Consider the following 20,642-nt stretch of genomic DNA (forward strand, 5'->3'; position numbering starts at 1 on the left):
TTATTTTATCTTTTTAATAATCATCTCTTTACCATTAAAAATAATTTTTTTGTTTATAGTTTTACCTAATAATAATCTCCCTATTGGAGAAGAAACTGAAATAGCATAAAAAGTTTTATTTTCTGCATTTAACTCACCTGCAGAAATAGACAAAAAATAATTTTCAAAATTAGTTTCGACTATACTTCCTAAATGTACAATTTCAGATTTTTTATTAGGATTAATTTTTGATAATACCGCTTTCATTTTATAAACACCAGACAATTGTTGGCTCGCTTTTTCCATTTCTAATTGCAACATGGCTCTACCAGTTTCGTGTTTATCACCTGCAGAACTCTTAGTTTCTGTCTGTAAAGCTCTTTGGTTAGATGAAATAATATCTTCAATAGTATTTGCTCTATTATTTACAAATTCTAAGCATTGTTTAAAAAGTTTTTGTTTTATACTCATATTAAATCTGCCAATTCTTTACCTACCAAACTACCAATTGCAATACCCATTCCGCCTAAACGAACACCACAAAAAACATTATTAGACACTTGTTTTACAATTGCATTTTTCTGTTTACCAACTCCCATAATACCACTCCATCTATGCTCAATTTCAAAATTTGTATTTGGTAAAATAGTTTCTTTTAATATTTTTTCTAATTGATTTTGAATCACTTCAGTTTGTCCAAATTTCGAAGTTTCTTCACCTTCAAAGTCTAGGTTTCTTCCACCTCCAAATAGAATTCTATCATCAATATTTCTAAAATAATAATACCCTTTATCTAAATGAAAAGTTCCTTTAATATGTAAGTTTTTTATTGGTTTAGTAATTAAAACTTGTGCTCTTGCTGGTTGTACATTTTCTTTTAAAATATCAGAAGCAAAACCATTCGTTGCAATACATATTTTTTTAGTATAAAAATCTAATCTATTGGTTTTTATATGAATTTTATTATTATTTTCTTCAAATTTTTCTACAGAAATATTATTTAAAATTCTAACACCTAATTTTTGCGCTTTAAGTATTAATTTTGATGCCATTTTACCAGTATCAATCTGTCCTTCAAAATTATTAACAATGTATTTTTTATGCACTTTTTTAAAACCAAAAGTATTCTCTGAAATAGAAAAAACATCATTCTTAAAAATAGGTTTTAAAAGTTGATTAATATTCTCTTTTTGAGCTATACATTCATTAAAAAAAGTTTCAGAATCACATAATTCAAATCCTTTATTTTGCTGAAAACCGATGTTTTTATCTCCTAAATTTTTTCGTAAAAGCTGTAAACCTTTCCAGCGTTTATCAACCAAATTAAAAACCTCTTGTTCTGTATGCGAATTTAAATCGTCAATAATTTCAGATAAACTTCCAAAACAAGCAAAACCAGCATTTTTAGTACTTGCTCCTTGTGGTAACATTCCTTTTTCTAGAATTAAAACTTTTGCTATCGGATACCTTTTTTTAAGTTCTAAAGCACAATTTAAACCCACAATACCGCTACCAACAATTGTAAAATCGATGTTTGTAAACCACTCTTTTAATTCCCAATAACTATAGTTCATTTATACCTTTTTTTCAAAACAAATACTATTCTCCATCCCTTTGTATTGCCCATAATTTGGAATAATTTCATAGTTGCATTTCTTATAAAATTGTACCGCTTCTACTTGTCGTTTTCCCGTTTCTAAAACACAACTTTTAAAACCCAATTCCTTTGCCCAAATTTCTAAAGCTAACAATACTTTTTGCGCAACTCCTTTTCCTCTTTGTTCTTTACTAACAAACATTCTTTTTAACTCAACAGTAGTATCATTAAATTTCTTAAAAGCACCACAACCAACAGCAATTTTACCTTGTGCTGAATTTATTTCAGTATCAACATAAACAACTACAACATTTTTTAATACATCTACATGATTAAACTGATTATAGTAATCGTGTTCATCTCCATCCGTTATTTTTAAATAAGCATCTAATTGCTTTACTAAATTAATAAAATCTTTGTTTTCAGAATTTGTTCTAATAGCCTTCAAATTTTAGTTTTAATTGAACCCAAACAGGTTCTTTAATTATTGTATTTAAATTACCAAAAGAAAGCCCTAATAAACGCACAGAATTTGTAATTTTATCTTGATATAACAACTCTTTTACAACTGGAAAAAACTCACTTTTTTCTGCATAAAATTTGTTTTTGTCTTACTTCTTGTCTGTTGTGTAAAATCTGAATATTTGATTTTTAAAGTAATTGTTTTTCCTTTTGTATTAGATTTTAACATCCGTTTCTCTAGTTCATCTGCAATTTTTTCTAGCTTTTCTATCATAAAAATTTCTGAAGAAATATTCTCGAAAAAAGTACGTTCTGCTGCAATAGATTTTCTAATACGATTTGGTTTTACAGTACTATTATGAATTCCTCTAACAATATTGTAATAGTGTTTTCCAGATTTCCCAAAAAGGTGAGTGAGTTCTTCTAATGGTTTTTTCTTTAAATCGTTACCAACAAAAATGCCCAAATTATACATTTTAGCAGCGGTAACTTTACCAACTCCATAAAATTTATTAACAGGTAATTCTTCTAAAAACTGAATAACTTCATCTGGATGAACCGTTTTTTGTCCGTTAGGTTTATTAATATCAGATGCTACTTTTGCTATAAATTTGTTAATAGAAATACCTGCTGACGCTCTTAAACCTGTTTCTTCAAAAATTCGTTGTCTAATTTCTCTTGCAATTTCATTTGCAGACGGATTTCCTTTCTTATTCTCTGTAACATCTAAGTAAGCTTCATCTAAAGAAAGCGGCTCTACCAAGTCTGTATAATCGTAAAATATTTCTCTAATTTTCGCAGATATTTCTTTATAACGAGCAAAATCTGAGTTTACAAAAATTAAATGCGGACATTTTTGTCTTGCTAAAGTGCCACTCATGGCAGATTTTACTCCAAATTTACGCGCTTCGTAACTGGCAGCAGAAATAACACCTCTTCTACCTTCGCCACCAACTGCAATTGCTTTTCCTCTTAATTCTGGGTTATCCAATTGCGCTACAGATGCATAATACGCATCCATATCTACATGAATAATTTTACGAAAAGGAGGTTGTAATTCCATCTTTCGAAATTACAAAAAAGAAGTTATTTGTCATTACGAGGAACGAAGCAATCTACTAATTTAAGATTACTTCGTTCCTACCAATAATCGTTAAATTAAAAAATCTACACAAAGTTGCTTAACCTTTTCTAATTCTTTAGACATTTTATCGTTTTTCCAAGGATGAGAAACATTAAAAACATGATTTGCATTTTCTATAATTTTAAAATTACTTTTAGGATTCCAAGTATATAAGTTTTCGGCTTCATTTATAAAAACAGAAGTATCTTTATTACCATGAATTATTAAATGCGGAACCTTTATATTTTCTGTTGCTTTTTTTACGTCAAAACGTTCTTTGTTATTAATAAAGTCTTCATAAAACTGATAGAAATGAGGCATATTTTGTTTTGTTCTTCCGTTTAAAACATATTTTACACCGTCTTTTTTCCATTGTTCTAAATCGCCAACCGTTGCTGTTCTTTTTTCAAAATCACAAACTCCTGCTAACGTAATTACGTTTTTTACTCTGCTATCTTCAGCAGATTTTAATAGCACAATTCCGCCACCTCTACTGTGTCCAATAATTGAAATATTAGTTATATCAACTTCATTTATAAAATCTTCTTCGGATGAAATCCAATCTATAACACTTCCTAAATCATCTAATTCTTTAGAGTAATTATTGTTTCCAAAAGCTTCTAAATCTGGAAAATCTATGGGTTCTTCTAACGTTCCTCCATTATGAGAAAAATTAAATTTGATAAAGAAAAATCCTGCATTTGCAAAAGCTTCTGCCATTAAATTCCAAGCTCCCCAATCTTTAAAACCTTTGTAACCATGACAAAAAATAACTACCTTTTTAGGTTGATGCGTTTCGTTGTAAAAAACATCTGTTACTATTGGTTTTTGATGTTTCCCTTTTACTACAATGTTCTTGTTAATTTTCATCTGCTAATTATTAAAAAAAACTATTTTTAAAAATGTAAAAACAGCAACTATTCCGGTTATAAAACTTAAAATCAGATTAATATCTTTCGTTAATTTCCCTGTTTTTTGTTGAATTTTCTTAGCGCATTTTGCATATAAGGCAAGAATACAATACGTACCAATAAACGAACCGATTACAAAAATAAAAACAGGTAAAGCTTCAAAACTAAAAAGGTTAAACATTTCTAAGGTTGCTGTTGTTCCACAAAAAAAGGAATCGAAAACATGTTTAAAGAAGATAACGTTAATCCTTTTATAAAAGGGTTTTTACTACTTACTTTTTTTGTTTCTATAGGTTTCTTATCGTTTTTAGACTCTTTATAAAAATAATAGGAAAGAAAGATAAAAATAACAATTCCTACCTTTTCTAAACTAGCTAAAAAATTAGGGTTTTCAGTAATATATTTGGTTAATAAAATTGCTAAGTATGTTTGAATAAGAACAATCGTTGCAACACCTAATGCGTAAAGTTTAGCTTCCTTTTCATTTTTTTCTAAACTTATTTTAAGTGCAGTCATATTTAACATACTTGGTGTAATAGAACCAACAAATGAGAAGAAAAAGCCAAAGAAAAAATGTAAAACTATAATCATTATTAAAAATTAAATTGGTCGTTTATATTTTTTAAAAATTACGATATTAGGCAATGTAAACAAAAAAGCGCATCAATAAAATTGATGCGCTTTTAAGAATTTGAATTTACTACTGAATTTTTATACTACTCCTTGTGCTAACATTGCATCTGCAACTTTAACAAAACCAGCAATATTTGCACCTGTAATATAATCTACAGAACCATCTTCTTTAGTACCGTATTGTACACATGATGCATGAATATCTTTCATAATTTGTTTTAATTTCTCGTCAACTTCTTCTCTAGTCCAACTTAATCGTAAAGAATTCTGACTCATTTCTAAACCAGAAGTTGCAACACCACCAGCATTAGATGCTTTTCCTGGAGCAAATAAAATGTTTGCTTTTTGGAATTCGTGAATTGCTTCTGGTGTAGAAGGCATATTTGCTCCTTCTGCAACACAAATACAACCATTTTTAACTAAAAGTTTAGCTTCATCTCCATTTAACTCATTTTGAGTAGCACATGGTAAAGCAACATCACAATTTACAGACCAAGGTCTTTCTCCTGCAACAAACTTAGCATTTGGGTATTTTTCTACATATTCATTTATTCTTCCTCTACGAACATTTTTAATTTCCATAACGTGAGCTAACTTCTCAGCATTAATACCCTCTGCATCATAAATATATCCAGAAGAATCAGATAAAGTAACTACTTTACCTCCTAACTGAGTTGCTTTTTCAGTAGCGTATTGTGCTACGTTACCAGATCCAGAAACTACAACTGTTTTTCCTTCAAAAGAATCTCCTTTTGTAGCCAACATGTTTTGTGCAAAATACACATCTCCATAACCTGTTGCTTCTGGTCTAATTAAAGAACCACCCCAAGTTGCTCCTTTTCCTGTTAATACTCCCGTAAAAGAATTTTTTAATTTCTTATACATTCCAAACATGTATCCTATTTCTCTACCTCCAACACCAATATCTCCAGCAGGTACATCTGTATTATGCCCAATATGCTTACATAACTCACTCATAAAAGCATGGCAAAAACGCATTATTTCATTATCTGATTTCCCTTTTGGATCAAAGTCAGAACCTCCTTTACCACCACCCATTGGTAAGGTAGTTAAAGAGTTTTTAAACACTTGCTCAAAAGCTAAAAACTTTAAAATACTAGCATTTACAGATGGATGAAAACGCAAACCTCCTTTATAAGGCCCTATTGCAGAATTCATTTGAATTCTATACCCTCTGTTTACTTGAATTTCTCCTTTATCATCAACCCAAGAAACCCTAAAAGAAATTTGTCTTTCTGGTTCTACCATTCTTAGTAAGATATTCTTACCATGGTAAATATCATGATTTACGATATAAGGAATTACAGTTTCTGCAACTTCCTGAACAGCTTGTAAAAATTCTGGTTCATGGTTATTTCTAGATTTAACCAACTCCATAAACTCTTTAATTTTTAACTCCATAATTTTAGATATGATTTTTTACGAATTTTATAAAAATTTAACGCTGTAAAGATAAGTAATTTTCAATATCACAAAATTAAAATATTTAAAATATTTTTTTCTAATTGTCCATATTTCAATCGATTTCGATTGCTATTGTAGTTTTCTTAGTAAATACAATATAAAACTCTTTAAAAAAGATTAAATTTGCACCCTAATTTTGGTTAAATGTTAGATAAAGTAAAAGAACTTATTGGAGATGTAAAATCTTTTAATGCAACTACAAAAGAAGATGTTGAAGCTTTTAGAATTAAATACTTAGGTAGCAAAGGTTTACTTAAAGATTTATTTTCTGAATTTAAAAATGTAGACGCTTCCGTTCGTAAAGATTTTGGACAAGCATTAAATAATTTAAAAAAATCTGCAGAAGGAAAAGTTGCTGAATTAAATGAAGCTCTAGAAAACTCTGTAGAAGAAAAAGGATTTTATGGCGATTTAACGCGCCCTTCTGAACCGATTGAGTTAGGTTCTCGTCATCCGATTTCATTGGTAAAAAATCAAATTATTGAGGTTTTTAATAGAATTGGTTTTACCGTTTCTGAAGGACCAGAAATAGAAGACGATTGGCATAACTTTACTGCTTTAAACTTGCCAGAATACCATCCTGCAAGAGATATGCAAGACACGTTCTTTATAGAACAAGATCCAGATATTTTATTAAGAACACATACTTCTTCTGTACAAGTACGTTATATGGAAGAAAATAAACCACCTATTAGAACAATTTCTCCTGGTAGAGTTTTTAGAAATGAAGATATTTCTGCAAGAGCTCATTGTATTTTTCATCAAGTAGAAGGTTTGTATATAGATACTGATGTTTCTTTTGCCGATTTAAAACAAACACTTTTATACTTTACTAAAGAGATGTTTGGGAAATCTAAAATTCGTTTACGTCCTTCTTATTTCCCGTTTACAGAGCCAAGTGCAGAAGTAGATATTTATTGGGGATTAGAAACTGAAACTGATTATAGAATTACTAAAGGAACTGGTTGGTTAGAAATTATGGGTTGTGGTATGGTAGATCCAAATGTATTAAAAAATGCAAATATAGATCCTACTAAATATTCTGGTTATGCTTTTGGAATGGGAATAGAACGTATTGCTATGTTACTTTATCAAATACCAGATATTAGAATGTTTTATGAGAATGACAAAAGATTCTTAGAACAATTTAAATCGATTATATAATGAACTACTTTACACAAGTTTGGGACGAAAATAGAGATGATGAATATGCAGATTGGGGAACCTCTGTTTGGTATTTTGAAACTAATGATGCAGACGAAGTTTTAAAACAAATTACTGTTTACAAAAACGGAAAAACTGTAAAATATAGTTTAGATAATCTTGAAGATGAATTTGGTGGTTTATGTGAAGGAGCATTAACTATTGATGATTGTGATGGAGATGTTATCTCTAAAGAAGACTTTTATAAAATTTGGTAATAAAAAAATTACTAAATTAAGTTCTGCTCAAATGAAAAAAGACATTATAATACCAGAAGTTACAGGCGTAGAAATGGCAGTTGTTTATGAATATAATGATATTTATAAAACTAATGACTGGAACGTGTATATTATCAACAATAAAAATGTTGATTTAGAAATGATGGTAATTGTTACCCAAGGTTTTTCTGATACTAAAATAACCTCTTTATTTCGTAAAAAATTAGACAAACTTCCTGCAAATTCTTTTGCTAAGATTGAATTAATTCAACCTGAATTATTTAAGTTAAATAACCGTTTTCAGGTAACTTTTTTTGAAGGAAATACGTTATTCGAAAAGACTTATATCTTTAAAGAAAATACGATTAAAGAAGGGGCAATACGTATGATTGATGAAATTAAAAAACGTGGTGTTTTAGCGGATTAGTCATTGCGAACATAGTGAAGCAATCTCACTTAAAAAAAGAGAACTTAAAACTAACAGATTACTTCATTCGTTTCTCATTCTTAATGACATACGGTTTTGTCATTGCGAGTTTACGAAGCAATCTCTTATAAAATAAACAGATTACTTCGTCCTAACGTCCTCGTAATGACGTAAAAATAACTATATTTAAAAATGAAAAAGTACCACGTTTACTTTCTCACCAATAAAAATAATACTGTTTTATATATTGGTGTTACAAGTAAATTACTAAAAAGAATCTATCAACATAAAACAAAAGAATACAAAGGTTTTACAGCAAAATATAATTGTGATAAACTTATTTATTTTGAAGAATTCGATGATATAAATTCTGCTATTGTTAGAGAAAAACAACTAAAAGCAGGAAATAGAAAACGTAAAAACGATTTGGTAAATCTAGACAATCCTAAATGGAATGATCTATCTGAAGGTTGGTTGTTTCAGGTTTAATTTTGGAAGAGAATGTCATTGCGAACACAGTGAAGTAATCTCTCAATAAAAAAACAGATTACTTCATTCGTTCCTCATTCGTAATGACGCTACCCTAAAAACCCAATAACTAAATACATTAAAACAGTAATTACACCACCAACTAATGCATAAGGCAATTGAGTTTTTACATGATCTATATGATCACTTGCAGAAGCCATAGAAGATATAATAGAAGTATCTGAAATTGGCGAACAATGGTCTCCAAAAATTCCGCCTCCTAAAGTAGCAGCAACAATTATAGTAATATCAGAACCATGAATATTTGCCATTGGAATTGATATCGCTAACATAATTGCAAAAGTTCCCCACGAAGTACCTGTAGAAAACGCAATAAAAGAACTTATGATAAAAACTACAGCTGGTAACAATTCTGGAGACAACCATTCTTTGGTTGCGTTTGCAACATAGATTCCTGTTTCTAACTCTTTACAAGCATCTCCAATAGCAAAAGCCAACAACATTAATAAAGCCAAAGGCATCAACTCACTAATTCCTTTTAAAGTTAAGTTTACAGCTTCTTTTGGTTTTAAAATTCCTTGAATAAAATACATAATTAAAGCAACCATTATTGCAGTAATTACAGCATATAAAACAGATGAAGAACCAGAACCTTCACCAATTGCTTGTGAAGCATGATTTAAAAAAGAAGTAGAAGTTTTTACAGCATTCCAACCAGTATAAATTAAGTTGATTGGCATCATTAAAACCATTGTTAATAATGGTACAATCATATTGTATGCTTTGGCTTCAATTCCTTCTTTTGGCGGAAAAGAAGTTACGGCATCAGAAACCATTGGTTTAGAACCTTCATTCATTAATTTACCTGTTTCTCTGGTTCTTTTTTCGGCTTTTTTCATCAACCCAAAATCTTTTTTTGATAAGATGATAAAGAACAAAATTCCTATCGCTAAAAGCGGATAAAAATTGTATTTAATAGAAGCAATCATTACAGAAAAAGGTTTGTCAATTCCTTGTGTTAACAACAATCCCATAATAAAAGCTCCCCAGGCATTAAAAGGTATTAAGATTGATGAAGGTGCAGAGCTTGAATCTGCAATGTAAGCTAGTTTTTCTCTTGGAATTTTTAATTTATCAAAAATTGGTCTGTATAAAGTACCTACAGTTAAAGAAGAAATACTGGTTTCTACAAATAATAAAATTCCTGTTAATGCTGCCAAAACCTGAACCATTACTCTACTATAACCAGATTTTTTACCTTCTAATTTTACCAATTTTTTATTGATGATATTTATAAAACCTTCAACTCCTTTTGAATATTGGATAAAAATCAACAAAGAACCAACCAAAGCACTAAAAATAATGGTTCTTGTATTTCCTTTCGATTGAAAAACATTTACCATTCCTTCTATCATTGCCAAAGTTCCTTCTAAGGGATTCCAGCCTTTAATTATCAACCAAGAAAACCAAATTCCAAACAACAAAGCAATATATACTTGTTTGGTTCTTAGTGCTAAAATGATTGCAATAATTGGCGGTATTACTGATAAAAATCCATACTCCATAAAAAAAATTTATTTTGTCTAAAGGTAATAATTTATTAAACATTTTATAGACTGATATTTTGTAAATTGTGAGCGATAAAAACAATTTTATGGCAAAATTTACCACAAAAATTACAACTAGAATTCAAAAATTTATCGAAGCACAAAAAATATTTTTTGTAGCTACTGCTCCAACTTCTGGAAGAATAAACCTATCTCCAAAAGGGATGGATTCTTTTAGGGTAATAAACGAAAACAAAGTTTTATGGCTAAATGTTACTGGTAGCGGTAATGAAACTGCAGCACATTTGGCAGAAAATGAACGCATTACAATTATGTTTTGTTCTTTTGAGAAAATACCAAATATTTTACGTTTGTATGGCAAAGGAAAAGAAATTAAGCCTAATGATAAAGAATGGGAAAAAGTAATTTCTTTGTTTCCAAAAACTCCAGGAACGCGTCAAATATTTGATATTACCATAGAATCTACACAATCTTCTTGCGGTATGTCTATTCCGTTTTATGAATATAAAGGAGAAAGAGATGATTTAAACGATTGGGCAACTGAACAAGGAGAAGAAAAAATAGAACAATATTGGGAAGACAAAAATCAAACTAGTATTGATGGTTTGCCTACTAATATTTTAGAATAAAAATAACCAATAAAAAATAGAAATTTGGTTTGTTATTAATTATGAAATCAATTTTAGCAAATAAACTTTTTAATGCTAAGAATTAAATTTTTATTTTTTGATACTAAAACTTAAACCAACACAATCAATTGATAATCAATAGAATTAAAGTTTTAAAAAAATAAAAAAATTTAACGTTCAATTAAAAAATAGATTACATTTGATAAGATATTAAATTTTAAGGCTTATGAATATATAATTTTGCGCTACTTATTTTAAGTGTATTCTTTTGGAAAGAATTACTTTATATGTTTAAAAAATTACAATAACCTTAATATTAAAAAAATGAAAAAATTATACACTGCAGCTCTAGTGCTGTTTATTGCTTGTTCTTTTTCTGCTAAAAAAATTACATCTCAAGAAAATAAAGTAATTGCTACTTATAATAGCATTACAGATAAAGGGTTTTACAAATTTATTGATGCTAAAAATGTTGAACATCTTTTTTATGATTTAGACGGAAGCTTAGATATAGAATTAGAAGATGAAAATTACCTAGATAAAAAGTTTTCTATTACTTGGAAAACAAAAGAAATAGATGAATTGGATGATGAAGGTGAAGAAACAGGAAATAAAATTACTGTTAAAATTATCTTTACAATTAAAGAAGAAAAATAAAATTTTAAACCGTTTGTTAAATTAGCAAACGGTTTTTTTGTGTTTATTTTTAAAAAGAATTATAACCTTTTAATATTAATTGGCTTCGTTTTGTTAAACTCAGATATTTTTATATTGTAAAAACCATTTGAAGGGAATCTTCTAAAATCTTCTACATGATAACCACCCAATATATATAACGATTCCTTATTATAATGCATTTCTGAGTTGTTAAGGTTTAAATCTATAGAATACTCTTTAAGCATTTTTGTTTTTGGCTTAAACGTTATGATTCTGCCATCTTCTTGCAAATAAATAAATTCATTGTCTTTAGTAATGGCAGGTTTTTTCATCCCTCTAAAAAGCTCTCCTTCTTTATTCCATCGTCCAGTTTTAAAATTGAATGATTCTATTTCTACTAAATTCTTTTTATTAAAACCACCAAATAAATACAGTTTATCATTAAAAACGATACCTGTAACTTCTTTTCCTTTAGACATTTTTGTTAGTAAATACCAATAGCCGGTTTTTAAATCATAAAAATGAATGTCTTTAGAAAAAAGTACTTTTCCGTTTTCATATTGTTTTGTAGAACCTCCAAACACAATTATTTTATCATCATAAATTACGGTTCCAAAATCTACCGCTTGGTGCGGATTTGTTCCGTCTTTTTCTATTGATAAATCTTTGATAGAAAAACGTTCAATTTCATTTGCTAATAATTCTTTTATTTTCTTTTTAGAGTGTTGTTTTCCGCCAATTATAAGTACTGTGTCTTTGTAAAAAACCGCACTGTGATATGCTCTGTTATGTACTTTATTCTTTTCATTACTCCATTCTTTTTTATCAATATCATATAATTGAAAATCACCAATATATTTATTAAAACTAATAGGTTTAGGTTTGGTTAAAAACTTCATAATCTCTGTTTCATTACTAAACTGAACAGTACTTAAACCTTCTTTGTTTTTTTCATAAATACTAGAAACATCGCCACCAAAAAGGTAAATTTTATCATCATTTATAACAGACCCAAAAGAATACACTGCTTGTGGTAAATTTTGAAGTTTTTTAAAATTAAGAATTGCTTGAAGTTTTTTAGGTGCACTCATTTTTATACCTTCTAATAACTCTTGTTTTTCTGTAAGAAAGATTATTAAAGATACATCGCTATTTTTGTAAACAACTTCTTTGGTATCATATCTAAGATGAGAAATAGAAAACGTAATGCTATTTTTTTCTTTAGCTTAAACGAAAACTCACCTTTATCATTTGTATACATTGTTTTATTAATAAAAAAAACATGTGCTTTTTCTATTGGAGCATGTGTGTTAAAATCTAAAACTTTTAGTGTAATTTTTTGCGAAAAACTAGCTGTAGAACAAATTAAAAAAGTAAAAAGTAAAAATTTTTTCATTGAATGATTTTTGTTTTTAAACATCAAAAATTGTGCCTTAAAAATAAAATATTAATCCTCGTTTTCTGTAGCTTCAATATCTTTTGTTAAATCTAAATCTCTTAACGTTGGGTTTGCTATTCCGGTTGTTACAACAGTAATTAAAGTCATTGTACCACCAAAAACTACTGCAGCTACTGGTCCTAAGATTTTAGCGGCTAAACCACTTTCAAAAGCACCTAACTCGTTAGAAGAACCAACAAACATAGAATTAACAGAAGAGACTCTACCGCGCATATCATCTGGTGTTTTTAATTGTAAAATTGTTTGTCTAATAACCATAGAAATACCATCTGCAGCACCACTAATAAATAATGCTAAAATACTTACCCAAAAAATAGATGATAAACCAAATGCAATAATACTTAACCCAAAAACAAAAACAGATATAAGCATTTTCTTACCTGTATTTTTATCAATAGGAATATAAGTTGTAATAAACATGGTAACAATACTTCCCATAGAAATAGAAGCGTTTAAAATACCAAAACCTTCTGGTCCTACTTTTAATACATCTTGTGCAAACACAGATAAAATTGCAACTGTACCACCAAATAGAACAGCAATCATATCTAAAGTTAAAACGCCTAAAATTGCTTTATTTTTAAAAACGAATTGTACTCCTGCTTTTAAACTTTCTTTCACAGGTTCGCCAATTTTTTTGTTTAAAATTGGCTTCTTTTTAATTAAAAAAGTGAATATTAATGATAAAATAACCAGTACAAAAACAAGACAAAGAGTTTTGTCTACACCAATCCAACTAATAAAAAAACCACCAAAAAGAGCTCCAGAAACAGATGCTGTTTTCCAAGTACTTGTACTCCATGTTGCTGCATTATGATATATTTTTTTAGGAACTAATAATGCTACTAAAGAAAAAATTGTTGGTCCGAAGAAAGAACGTAAAAAACCTCCAAAGAAAACCAATCCATAAATTGAATATAAAACTGCATTTGTAGACCAACTTGCAATTACGCTTTCTGTAGTTAATAAAAATAACCCTAAACTAATTAAAGAAAAGGCTGCTGTACATGTTGCTAATAGGTTTCTTTTTTCTTTTTGATCTACAATATGACCTGCAAATAAGGCCATTGAAAAAGCTGGTATAATTTCCATTAAACCAATAATACCTAAAGAAAGAGGATCTTTTGTAATACTATAAACTTGCCATTCTATAACAATAAATTGCATAGACCAGCCAAAGACCAATAAAAATCTTACAAATAAAAAGATATTAAATTCTTTAATTCTTAAAGCTGCATAGGGATCTTGTTTACTCATAAATTTTTAACTCAATTTCATATCCATTAAGATAGAAAATGTTTGATTAATATCTCTTTCTTTTACTACAATTGTCATCTCATTTGTAGTAGAAATAATTTCTTGTAACGGAATATCTGCCCAAGCTAATTGCTTTAAAATAAAGTAATAAATACCAGATTGTTCTAAATTTTCTTTAGGAAGTTTTATAGTGATAGACGCCAAATCTAACATGGTACTTGTTAATGTTTCTTCTTCAAAAATTTGTTCTACAAAAGGCTGTAAATTTTTACTTGTAACTATATTAGTTTCAAAAATACCTTGAGAAACCGTTAAAAAATAATCTGTATTTTCAGAAGATTTGGTAAGAATTTTTGCTATTTCTCTTAATAAAGAAGGGTGTTTTTAAAAGTAAAATCACATAAGTCAGATCGTACAATAACATCCCCTAAATCTAAAGCTAGTTTTTTAATATTTCTTCTTATTCTTAATTCACTTGCTGGAGAAAGCCTATTTATTGCCATCATTACTGCACCAACTTTAACATCTTTTTTTAATGTTGCTGATACTTCTGGTAAAATAACTCTCGCTAAAGAAGAAACATTTATTAGTTTCTCATTTAGGGCTTCTTCAATAAAAGGGGTTTTTCTTATGGTACTTTCTACAACTTCTTGTATTGTTTTCATAGTGAAAGTTTAAAAACATAAATAATTGTTCAAAATTAAACAATTAATCTAATTTATTTGTCAACTTTTTAAATTCTTTTTTAGGATTTTTATCATTATATAAAACATTAAAAACGGCATCAATAATTGGCGTTTTTGCACCATTTTCTTCTTTAATTTTAAAAGCGCTTTTTGTTGCATAATATCCTTCTGCAACCATACTCATTTCTAGTTGAGCAGATTTTACAGTGTAGCCTTTACCAACCATATTACCAAATTGTCTATTTCTACTAAATATAGAATAACCTGTAACAAGTAAATCTCCTAAATATGCAGAGTTATTTATATTACGCTTCATCTTATGAACTTTTTTAATAAAACGTTTCATTTCTCTAATTGCATTACTCATTAAAACGGACTGAAAATTATCTCCATACCCTAAACCATGCGCAATACCTGCGGCTACAGCATAAATATTTTTTAACATTGCTGCGTATTCTGTTCCTATAATATCGTCAGAAATTTTCGTTTTTATATACCATCCTTTTATAGCATTACTCATAAGTTTTGCTTTTTTTGATCTTGACAAGCGATAGTTAAATAAGATAACCGCTCCATAGCAACCTCTTCTGCATGACATGGTCCTGTAATAACACCAATATTTTCTAGCGGAATATTAAAATATTTATTAAAATGTTCTCCAACAATTAAACCCGTTTCTGGCACAATACCTTTAATTGCAGAAAAAATAGTCTTATTTTCTAAAGATGCTTTTAATTTATTTAATTCACTTGTTAAAAAAGCAGATGGTATAGCAAATATTAAAACATCATAATTAGAAACCATGTAATTAATATCATCAGATAAATCTAAACGATTAGCATCTAATTCTGCAGAACTTAAATATCTTGGGTTATGATCATTTTCTTTAATATGCTCTATAGATTGAGTACTTCTCATATACCAACCAACGTTCTCTAAATTTTCTATCAACATTTTAACAATAGCAGTTGCCCAACTTCCTCCTCCTAAAACTGCAATCTTTTGATGTTTGTTCATACCTATAAAATTAGATTTCAAATGTAAGAAAACTATTAACTATTGATGAAAACTTGACTGATTTATTATATTTGCTTAATATACTACTAAAATGAACGTACAAATTATAAATAAATCTAAACACGCAACACCTAACTATGAAACAGAAGGTGCAGCAGGTATGGATTTAAGAGCAAATCTTATAGAATCTGTAATTTTAAAACCTTTAGAAAGAGCAATTATAAAAACAGGTTTATTTATTGCTTTACCCATTGGTTTTGAAGCACAAGTAAGACCTAGAAGTGGTTTGGCTGCTAAAAAAGGAGTTACTGTTTTAAACTCTCCTGGAACGGTAGATGCAGATTACAGAGGCGAAATTGGTGTAATTTTAGTAAACCTTTCTAATGAAGAGTTTATAGTAAATGATGGAGAAAGAATAGCTCAGTTAATTATTGCAAAACATGAACGTGCTGTTTGGCAAGAAGTTGATGTTTTAAATGAAACGGAACGTGGTGCTGGTGGTTTTGGAAGTACAGGAGTTTAAATTTCTTTATAAACCTGACTCATTTTTCTTACTTCATCATGCAATAAATTATAAGGCAAAAAAGTATGAGAATGGTATTTATATCCCCTCTTTTTATAAAATTGAAAAGCTTGAGGTTGCATATCCATTGCATCTAACCAAATAGCTTGGTAACCCTCTTTTTTAGCTTTTTCTTCTAACCAAGAAAGTATTTTTTTACCAATTCCGTTTCCTTGTGTTTTTTGGTGAAGGTAAATTCTGTGTAATTTAACTTGCTTTTCTTGCGATAAACCTGCTAATTTTTCATCCCAAATAATTCTAAGGTTTCCTACAATTTCATCATTAAAAACAACAAAATAATAATCTGCATTCTCAACCTCTAATTCTTTTAAAATATGATCTTTAGAATATTGAGAGTTTACATACCAATCTCCATTATCTGTCCAAAAATGACTATAAGCTAAAGGATAAACTTTTTTCATTAATGTAAAAAGAGATGCAGAGTCTGAGCTCAAAATTTCTCTTAATTCAATGTTTTTAGATACTTTAATCAATGTTATTTCTTATAAATTTCTTCTCCGTCAAAAATAGTTAAAACTACTTTAGTTTGGTTAATTTGATTTGATGAAATTGCAAAAATATCTTTATCTAAAACTACAAAATCTGCTAATTTTCCAGCTTTTAAAGAACCTACTTCATCTTCTTGTCTCATTGTATATGCACCATTAATTGTATACGCTTTAATAGCTTCTTCTAAAGAAATATTTTGTGGTGTTCTTATTACAGCATTCTGTATAGCAATAAACGGATTTAAGGAACTTACATTCCAATCGCTACTTAACGTTACTCTTGCTCCTGCATCTTTTAAAGATTTTATTGGCACTTGATTATTAGCCAAATCAACTCCTAATAAATGATCGTTATCATGCCAATATTGTGGTTGCGTAAACTCGCCACCAACTTGTGCATCTGCTGTAACATTTAATATTTTAAATCTATTTAAATCTGCATCCGTTATCATTTCTACATGTGTTAAACGATGTCTACCGTTTACTGTTCCGCTTTGTTGAATTGCATTTAAAGCTTCTGTAACTCCTCTATTACCTATAGCATGAATATGAAAATCGAAACCAGTTGCCTCTAAAGCAGCAATATATTTTGCAGTTCTTTGTTCTGTAAAATAATTTAATCCATTATTTGTTGGTTGATGAAAAAGTCTTCTTTATAATCTGTATGTAAAGCCGCAGTTGTGTTGTGTGTAATACCATCTGCATACAATTTAATTTGATTTATTTTTAAATAACTATTTTCATTATTAGAATACAGCGTTTTTAAAGATGCTATTTGTGTAGCATCATTCTCGGTTGGATACGCCCAAAGACCTAAGTTAAACCTTGCGGTAAGTTGATTATTATCTGCTAACTTTTTCCAAGTTTTATGTTGATCTCTTTTCCAATACGTTCTAGCATCAGAAACTGATGTTATACCATATTTTGCTAATTCTGGTAACACATACTCAACCATTCCATTATATTCTCCGTCTGCATCGTTTAAAGAAGAAACAGCTTGCTGAAAAACAACATCACCTGCATTATCAACTAAAATTCCTTGTAAAACACCATTGTCTTTTACAATAATACCACCTTGTGGATTTGGACTTGCTGCTGTAATACCTGCCAATTCTAGTCCTTTGGAGTTTATCCACATAGAATGTGAAGTTTGCTCCATTATAATTACTGGTCTATCAGAAACTGCTTCATCAATAATTTCTAAAGGATTTCTTGTTGCCTCTAATAATGAGTTTATAGAATGACCAAAACCAATTATCCATGTTACGTTTGGATTATCGTTTGCGGCTTTTTTAATTGCAGAAATATAGTTTTCTGCATTCGTTTCTTCTTCATTTAAAGAAAAAACAGTTGTTGTAGAGCCAACTTCCATTGGGTGCATATGAACGTCATGAAAACCTGGTAAAACCACTTTACCTGCTAAATCAATTTTTGTCGAGTTTACATCTGCGGTAGCTTGTGCATCTTCATTTGTACCAACAAAAAGTATTTTATTATCATCAATTATTAATGCTTCTGCCCATGGTTTTACATCGTCTGATGTAAATATTTTTCCATTAAAATATAATTTTTGCGAACTAGATTCAATTACAACATCTATAGGTGTTGTTGCAGTTTCTGATGAGCAAGATTTAGTGGCAAAAACTATACTAAAAAGTAGCATTAAAAATTTCATGTTTTTCATTTTATTTCTATTTGTAAAATCAATGTTTTAAAGGTATATAAATTTTAGTTTCGTATTCGTTTCTGTTATTTGTATGACTTTCATTTTTAATATAAAACTCTAAAAAAGGAGCTTCTGATATTTCTTTATCAGTAGTAAATAACCAACTTTTAAAAATTTTATCATATGTTTTACTAATAGATAGATAACTTCCTATATGAGTAAAAACTGCGTACTTTTGAGCGGGAATTTCTTTTACTTTAAATTTTCTATCAAGTATTTTTATTTTCTCATCAAAAACTATGCATGCATCATAATTGTAAGTAATAGACTCAGAAATTAAAGGTTCATCCCAAATAATACCAAATGATTCTGTTGGGTTAATATTCAGATTTTTAGTTTCTTCTAAAAGTTTATTCCAAACAACATCAATATCATTAGAATAATAATCTCCTTTAATGGTTTTGTAAATTACTTTTTTAGATGTTAACTCTATAATTTTATCTTCAAAAAAAGGTATAATTGTATTTTCTTCTTTTTTTATTCTAAGTATTTCTTCTTTTTTACTCTGGTATATAAAGGGAGAAATACCAAAATGTTTTTTAAATGATTTGCTAAAAGAATGTACATCTGCAAAACCTACATTATTTGCAATAACTTTTATTTTATCTGAAGTAAATAACAATAATTTAGCACTATTTTCAATCTTTATTCTTGTAACATAAGCACCAATAGTTTCTGTATATTCAGCTTTAAAAATACGTTGTAAGTTTCTATAAGAAAAATTAGATACTGCTTCTAATTCTTCGATTGAAATTTTATTATTGTATTTGGTTCTTAAATAAGAAACTACTTGTTGTAACCTTAGTTTATAAAATTCCTTCGTTTCCATATTACAAATATATTACTAGATTATAAATTATCTTTTGTCATAAATTGACAAAATACTGAGTACAAAAAAACTGCTATAGATTGATTACTTCTATAGCAGTTTTAATAATAGTTAGAACTTTTAAAAATTATTCTTGATTTTCAATAGCAACTTTGATTTTTCCTTCAAGTTCTTCTGCCAATTCTGGGTTATCTTTAATCAATCCTTTTACAGAATCCCTTCCTTGTCCTAATTTTGTTTCTCCGTAACTAAACCAAGAACCGCTTTTCTTAACAATTCCTAATTCTACAGCAATATCTAAAATCTCACCAACTTTAGAGATTCCTTCACCATACATAATATCAAATTCTGCAATTTGAAATGGCGGAGCAACTTTATTTTTTACAATTTTAACTTTGGTACTGTTTCCAATAACTCGGTCTCCATCTTTAATTTGTGTTCTTCTTCTAATATCTAAACGAACAGATGCATAAAATTTTAATGCATTACCACCTGTTGTTGTTTCTGGGTTACCAAACATTACACCAATTTTTTCTCTTAACTGGTTAATAAATATAACTGTACAGTTTGTTTTAGAAATTGTACCTGTTAATTTACGTAATGCTTGAGACATTAAACGTGCATGAAGCCCCATTTTAGAATCTCCCATTTCTCCTTCAATCTCAGATTTTGGAGTTAATGCTGCTACAGAATCAATAACAACAATATCTATTGCACCAGATCTAATTAAATTGTCTGCAATTTCTAATGCTTGCTCTCCATGATCTGGCTGAGAAATAATTAAGTTTTCTATGTCTACACCTAAATTTTCTGCATAAAAACGATCGAAAGCATGTTCTGCATCAATAAAAGCTGCGATTCCACCAGCTTTTTGAGCCTCTGCAATTGCATGTAATGTAAGTGTTGTTTTACCAGAAGATTCTGGTCCGTAAATTTCTATAACTCTACCTCTTGGATAACCACCAACGCCTAAAGCTAAATCTAACCCTAAAGAACCAGAAGAAATAGCATCTATATCATCTACTGCTACATCTCCAAGTTTCATTACAGAACCTTTACCATATGTTTTATCTAACTTATCTAGAGTAAGTTGTAATGCTTTTAATTTTGCTGCTTTTTCTTTATCTGCTGCCATGAATCCTCCTAATTTTATTTTTAAATAAGTGCCACAAGTTACGAAAAGAGTTTTATTTTTTTGCACTTCTTTTTTGTATTT

At 28.9% G+C, this 20,642-nt stretch carries 24 protein-coding genes and 2 pseudogenes; 7 read left to right on the forward strand and 19 right to left on the reverse strand.

The features are described 5' to 3' along the window. The 7 genes and pseudogenes from N5A56_RS14245 to gdhA all read right to left on the reverse strand — a co-directional run bounded on the left by N5A56_RS14245 (position 1) and on the right by gdhA (position 6,127). A complete protein-coding gene (locus N5A56_RS14245) occupies positions 1 to 450 on the reverse strand; it encodes a 3-oxoacyl-ACP synthase (RefSeq protein ID WP_265726050.1) in 450 nt (149 codons plus the stop codon). Further along, positions 447 to 1,553: an NAD(P)/FAD-dependent oxidoreductase gene (locus N5A56_RS14250; protein ID WP_265726051.1), complete on the reverse strand. Its 1,107-nt coding sequence runs from the start codon at positions 1,551 to 1,553 to the stop codon at positions 447 to 449. Before N5A56_RS14250 ends, N5A56_RS14245 begins: the two co-directional genes overlap by 4 nt. Continuing rightward, entirely contained in the window at positions 1,554 to 2,024 is a 471-nt protein-coding gene (locus tag N5A56_RS14255) for a GNAT family N-acetyltransferase (protein ID WP_265726052.1), read from the reverse strand. It abuts the gene before it with no gap. After that, positions 2,011 to 3,101, reverse strand: a pseudogene (gene dinB, locus N5A56_RS14260) (DNA polymerase IV). Before dinB ends, N5A56_RS14255 begins: the two are co-directional and overlap by 14 nt. Before the next feature lie 90 nt (positions 3,102 to 3,191). After that, positions 3,192 to 4,031, reverse strand: a complete 840-nt coding sequence (locus N5A56_RS14265; RefSeq protein WP_265726053.1) for an alpha/beta hydrolase family protein — start codon at positions 4,029 to 4,031, stop codon at positions 3,192 to 3,194. 224 nt (positions 4,032 to 4,255) lie between these two features. After that, positions 4,256 to 4,663, reverse strand: a complete 408-nt coding sequence (locus N5A56_RS14270; RefSeq protein ID WP_265726054.1) for a LysE family transporter — start codon at positions 4,661 to 4,663, stop codon at positions 4,256 to 4,258. A 120-nt stretch (positions 4,664 to 4,783) separates the two neighbouring features. Next, positions 4,784 to 6,127 carry an NADP-specific glutamate dehydrogenase gene (gene gdhA, locus N5A56_RS14275; RefSeq protein ID WP_265726055.1) on the reverse strand — a complete coding sequence of 448 codons (1,344 nt, stop codon included), beginning with the start codon at positions 6,125 to 6,127 and terminating at the stop codon, positions 4,784 to 4,786. 207 nt (positions 6,128 to 6,334) lie between these two features. Here gdhA and pheS point away from each other — a divergent pair, with 207 nt between their 5' ends. From pheS to N5A56_RS14295, 4 genes are all read left to right on the forward strand, one after another. Next, entirely contained in the window at positions 6,335 to 7,354 is a 1,020-nt protein-coding gene (pheS, locus tag N5A56_RS14280; protein ID WP_265726056.1) for a phenylalanine--tRNA ligase subunit alpha, read from the forward strand. Continuing rightward, complete coding sequence (locus N5A56_RS14285; protein ID WP_265726057.1) at positions 7,354 to 7,611, forward strand: hypothetical protein; 258 nt, start codon at positions 7,354 to 7,356, stop codon at positions 7,609 to 7,611. The genes pheS and N5A56_RS14285 overlap by 1 nt, the downstream gene beginning before the upstream one ends. Positions 7,612 to 7,642: 31 nt before the next feature. Continuing rightward, on the forward strand, positions 7,643 to 8,038 hold the full coding sequence (locus tag N5A56_RS14290; RefSeq protein WP_265726058.1) for a hypothetical protein: 396 nt from the start codon (positions 7,643 to 7,645) through the stop codon (positions 8,036 to 8,038). A 192-nt stretch (positions 8,039 to 8,230) separates the two neighbouring features. Continuing rightward, positions 8,231 to 8,527, forward strand: coding sequence for a GIY-YIG nuclease family protein (locus N5A56_RS14295; RefSeq protein WP_265726059.1), 297 nt, complete (start codon positions 8,231 to 8,233; stop codon positions 8,525 to 8,527). Positions 8,528 to 8,616: 89 nt separating this feature from the next. On the opposite strand, the gene N5A56_RS14300 is transcribed toward N5A56_RS14295, so the two are convergent. Then, positions 8,617 to 10,092 carry a Na+/H+ antiporter NhaC family protein gene (locus N5A56_RS14300; protein WP_265726060.1) on the reverse strand — a complete coding sequence of 492 codons (1,476 nt, stop codon included), beginning with the start codon at positions 10,090 to 10,092 and terminating at the stop codon, positions 8,617 to 8,619. An 89-nt stretch (positions 10,093 to 10,181) separates the two neighbouring features. On the opposite strand from N5A56_RS14300, the gene N5A56_RS14305 reads away from it, so the two are divergent. Together N5A56_RS14305 and N5A56_RS14310 are read left to right on the forward strand one after the other, a co-directional pair. Continuing rightward, a complete protein-coding gene (locus N5A56_RS14305) occupies positions 10,182 to 10,724 on the forward strand; it encodes a pyridoxamine 5'-phosphate oxidase family protein (protein WP_265726061.1) in 543 nt (180 codons plus the stop codon). A gap of 324 nt (positions 10,725 to 11,048) precedes the next feature. Beyond that, the gene (locus N5A56_RS14310; RefSeq protein ID WP_265726062.1) at positions 11,049 to 11,381 is read left to right on the forward strand and encodes a hypothetical protein; all 333 of its coding nucleotides are present in this window, start codon (positions 11,049 to 11,051) and stop codon (positions 11,379 to 11,381) included. Between the two features lie 59 nt (positions 11,382 to 11,440). On the opposite strand, the gene N5A56_RS14315 is transcribed toward N5A56_RS14310, so the two are convergent. The 6 genes and pseudogenes from N5A56_RS14315 to N5A56_RS14340 form a co-directional block, all read right to left on the reverse strand. Then, positions 11,441 to 12,472, reverse strand: coding sequence for a Kelch repeat-containing protein (locus tag N5A56_RS14315; RefSeq protein WP_265726063.1), 1,032 nt, complete (start codon positions 12,470 to 12,472; stop codon positions 11,441 to 11,443). 44 nt (positions 12,473 to 12,516) lie between these two features. Beyond that, a complete protein-coding gene (locus N5A56_RS14320) occupies positions 12,517 to 12,777 on the reverse strand; it encodes a peptidase associated/transthyretin-like domain-containing protein (RefSeq protein WP_265726064.1) in 261 nt (86 codons plus the stop codon). Between the two features lie 51 nt (positions 12,778 to 12,828). After that, positions 12,829 to 14,097 carry an MFS transporter gene (locus N5A56_RS14325; RefSeq protein ID WP_265726065.1) on the reverse strand — a complete coding sequence of 423 codons (1,269 nt, stop codon included), beginning with the start codon at positions 14,095 to 14,097 and terminating at the stop codon, positions 12,829 to 12,831. 6 nt (positions 14,098 to 14,103) lie between these two features. Further along, the gene (locus N5A56_RS14330) at positions 14,104 to 14,310 is read right to left on the reverse strand and encodes a hypothetical protein (RefSeq protein WP_265726066.1); all 207 of its coding nucleotides are present in this window, start codon (positions 14,308 to 14,310) and stop codon (positions 14,104 to 14,106) included. A 152-nt stretch (positions 14,311 to 14,462) separates the two neighbouring features. After that, on the reverse strand, positions 14,463 to 14,762 hold the full coding sequence (locus tag N5A56_RS14335) for a hypothetical protein (RefSeq protein WP_265726067.1): 300 nt from the start codon (positions 14,760 to 14,762) through the stop codon (positions 14,463 to 14,465). Positions 14,763 to 14,805: 43 nt separating this feature from the next. Further along, positions 14,806 to 15,800, reverse strand: a pseudogene (locus tag N5A56_RS14340) (NAD(P)H-dependent glycerol-3-phosphate dehydrogenase). Between the two features lie 91 nt (positions 15,801 to 15,891). Here N5A56_RS14340 and dut point away from each other — a divergent pair. Beyond that, positions 15,892 to 16,323, forward strand: coding sequence for a dUTP diphosphatase (dut, locus tag N5A56_RS14345; protein WP_265726069.1), 432 nt, complete (start codon positions 15,892 to 15,894; stop codon positions 16,321 to 16,323). On the opposite strand, the gene N5A56_RS14350 is transcribed toward dut, so the two are convergent. The 5 genes from N5A56_RS14350 to recA form a co-directional block, all read right to left on the reverse strand. Continuing rightward, a complete protein-coding gene (locus tag N5A56_RS14350; protein WP_274270500.1) occupies positions 16,320 to 16,784 on the reverse strand; it encodes a GNAT family N-acetyltransferase in 465 nt (154 codons plus the stop codon). The genes dut and N5A56_RS14350 overlap by 4 nt on opposite strands. 74 nt (positions 16,785 to 16,858) lie before the next feature. Further along, complete coding sequence (locus tag N5A56_RS14355; protein WP_265726928.1) at positions 16,859 to 17,455, reverse strand: amidohydrolase family protein; 597 nt, start codon at positions 17,453 to 17,455, stop codon at positions 16,859 to 16,861. 32 nt (positions 17,456 to 17,487) lie between these two features. Then, positions 17,488 to 18,555 (reverse strand): amidohydrolase, encoded by a 1,068-nt coding sequence (locus tag N5A56_RS14360; protein ID WP_265726789.1) that lies wholly within the window; start codon positions 18,553 to 18,555, stop codon positions 17,488 to 17,490. 19 nt (positions 18,556 to 18,574) lie between these two features. Next, entirely contained in the window at positions 18,575 to 19,426 is an 852-nt protein-coding gene (locus N5A56_RS14365; protein ID WP_265726790.1) for an AraC family transcriptional regulator, read from the reverse strand. A gap of 127 nt (positions 19,427 to 19,553) precedes the next feature. Continuing rightward, positions 19,554 to 20,561: a recombinase RecA gene (gene recA, locus N5A56_RS14370; RefSeq protein ID WP_265726791.1), complete on the reverse strand. Its 1,008-nt coding sequence runs from the start codon at positions 20,559 to 20,561 to the stop codon at positions 19,554 to 19,556. Between the last annotated feature and the right edge of the window lie 81 nt (positions 20,562 to 20,642).

The organism is Polaribacter ponticola, from assembly GCF_026191475.2.
In the GTDB taxonomy this organism is placed as follows: Bacteria; Bacteroidota; Bacteroidia; order Flavobacteriales; family Flavobacteriaceae; genus Polaribacter; species Polaribacter ponticola.

What these genes read in the sequence shown, in the direction of transcription:
- N5A56_RS14245 (WP_265726050.1), bottom strand. Translation starts at nt 450, where the DNA reads ATGAGTATAAAACAAAAACTTTTTAAACAATGCTTAGAATTTGTAAAT.
- N5A56_RS14250 (WP_265726051.1), bottom strand. Translation starts at nt 1,553, where the DNA reads ATGAACTATAGTTATTGGGAATTAAAAGAGTGGTTTACAAACATCGAT.
- N5A56_RS14265 (WP_265726053.1), bottom strand. Translation starts at nt 4,031, where the DNA reads ATGAAAATTAACAAGAACATTGTAGTAAAAGGGAAACATCAAAAACCA.
- N5A56_RS14270 (WP_265726054.1), bottom strand. Translation starts at nt 4,663, where the DNA reads ATGATTATAGTTTTACATTTTTTCTTTGGCTTTTTCTTCTCATTTGTT.
- gdhA (WP_265726055.1), bottom strand. Translation starts at nt 6,127, where the DNA reads ATGGAGTTAAAAATTAAAGAGTTTATGGAGTTGGTTAAATCTAGAAAT.
- pheS (WP_265726056.1), top strand. Translation starts at nt 6,335, where the DNA reads ATGTTAGATAAAGTAAAAGAACTTATTGGAGATGTAAAATCTTTTAAT.
- N5A56_RS14285 (WP_265726057.1), top strand. Translation starts at nt 7,354, where the DNA reads ATGAACTACTTTACACAAGTTTGGGACGAAAATAGAGATGATGAATAT.
- N5A56_RS14290 (WP_265726058.1), top strand. Translation starts at nt 7,643, where the DNA reads ATGAAAAAAGACATTATAATACCAGAAGTTACAGGCGTAGAAATGGCA.
- N5A56_RS14295 (WP_265726059.1), top strand. Translation starts at nt 8,231, where the DNA reads ATGAAAAAGTACCACGTTTACTTTCTCACCAATAAAAATAATACTGTT.
- N5A56_RS14300 (WP_265726060.1), bottom strand. Translation starts at nt 10,092, where the DNA reads ATGGAGTATGGATTTTTATCAGTAATACCGCCAATTATTGCAATCATT.
- N5A56_RS14305 (WP_265726061.1), top strand. Translation starts at nt 10,182, where the DNA reads ATGGCAAAATTTACCACAAAAATTACAACTAGAATTCAAAAATTTATC.
- N5A56_RS14310 (WP_265726062.1), top strand. Translation starts at nt 11,049, where the DNA reads ATGAAAAAATTATACACTGCAGCTCTAGTGCTGTTTATTGCTTGTTCT.
- N5A56_RS14315 (WP_265726063.1), bottom strand. Translation starts at nt 12,472, where the DNA reads ATGAGTGCACCTAAAAAACTTCAAGCAATTCTTAATTTTAAAAAACTT.
- N5A56_RS14320 (WP_265726064.1), bottom strand. Translation starts at nt 12,777, where the DNA reads ATGAAAAAATTTTTACTTTTTACTTTTTTAATTTGTTCTACAGCTAGT.
- N5A56_RS14325 (WP_265726065.1), bottom strand. Translation starts at nt 14,097, where the DNA reads ATGAGTAAACAAGATCCCTATGCAGCTTTAAGAATTAAAGAATTTAAT.
- N5A56_RS14330 (WP_265726066.1), bottom strand. Translation starts at nt 14,310, where the DNA reads ATGTTAGATTTGGCGTCTATCACTATAAAACTTCCTAAAGAAAATTTA.
- N5A56_RS14335 (WP_265726067.1), bottom strand. Translation starts at nt 14,762, where the DNA reads ATGAAAACAATACAAGAAGTTGTAGAAAGTACCATAAGAAAAACCCCT.
- dut (WP_265726069.1), top strand. Translation starts at nt 15,892, where the DNA reads ATGAACGTACAAATTATAAATAAATCTAAACACGCAACACCTAACTAT.
- N5A56_RS14350 (WP_274270500.1), bottom strand. Translation starts at nt 16,784, where the DNA reads ATGAAAAAAGTTTATCCTTTAGCTTATAGTCATTTTTGGACAGATAAT.
- N5A56_RS14360 (WP_265726789.1), bottom strand. Translation starts at nt 18,555, where the DNA reads ATGAAAAACATGAAATTTTTAATGCTACTTTTTAGTATAGTTTTTGCC.
- N5A56_RS14365 (WP_265726790.1), bottom strand. Translation starts at nt 19,426, where the DNA reads ATGGAAACGAAGGAATTTTATAAACTAAGGTTACAACAAGTAGTTTCT.
- recA (WP_265726791.1), bottom strand. Translation starts at nt 20,561, where the DNA reads ATGGCAGCAGATAAAGAAAAAGCAGCAAAATTAAAAGCATTACAACTT.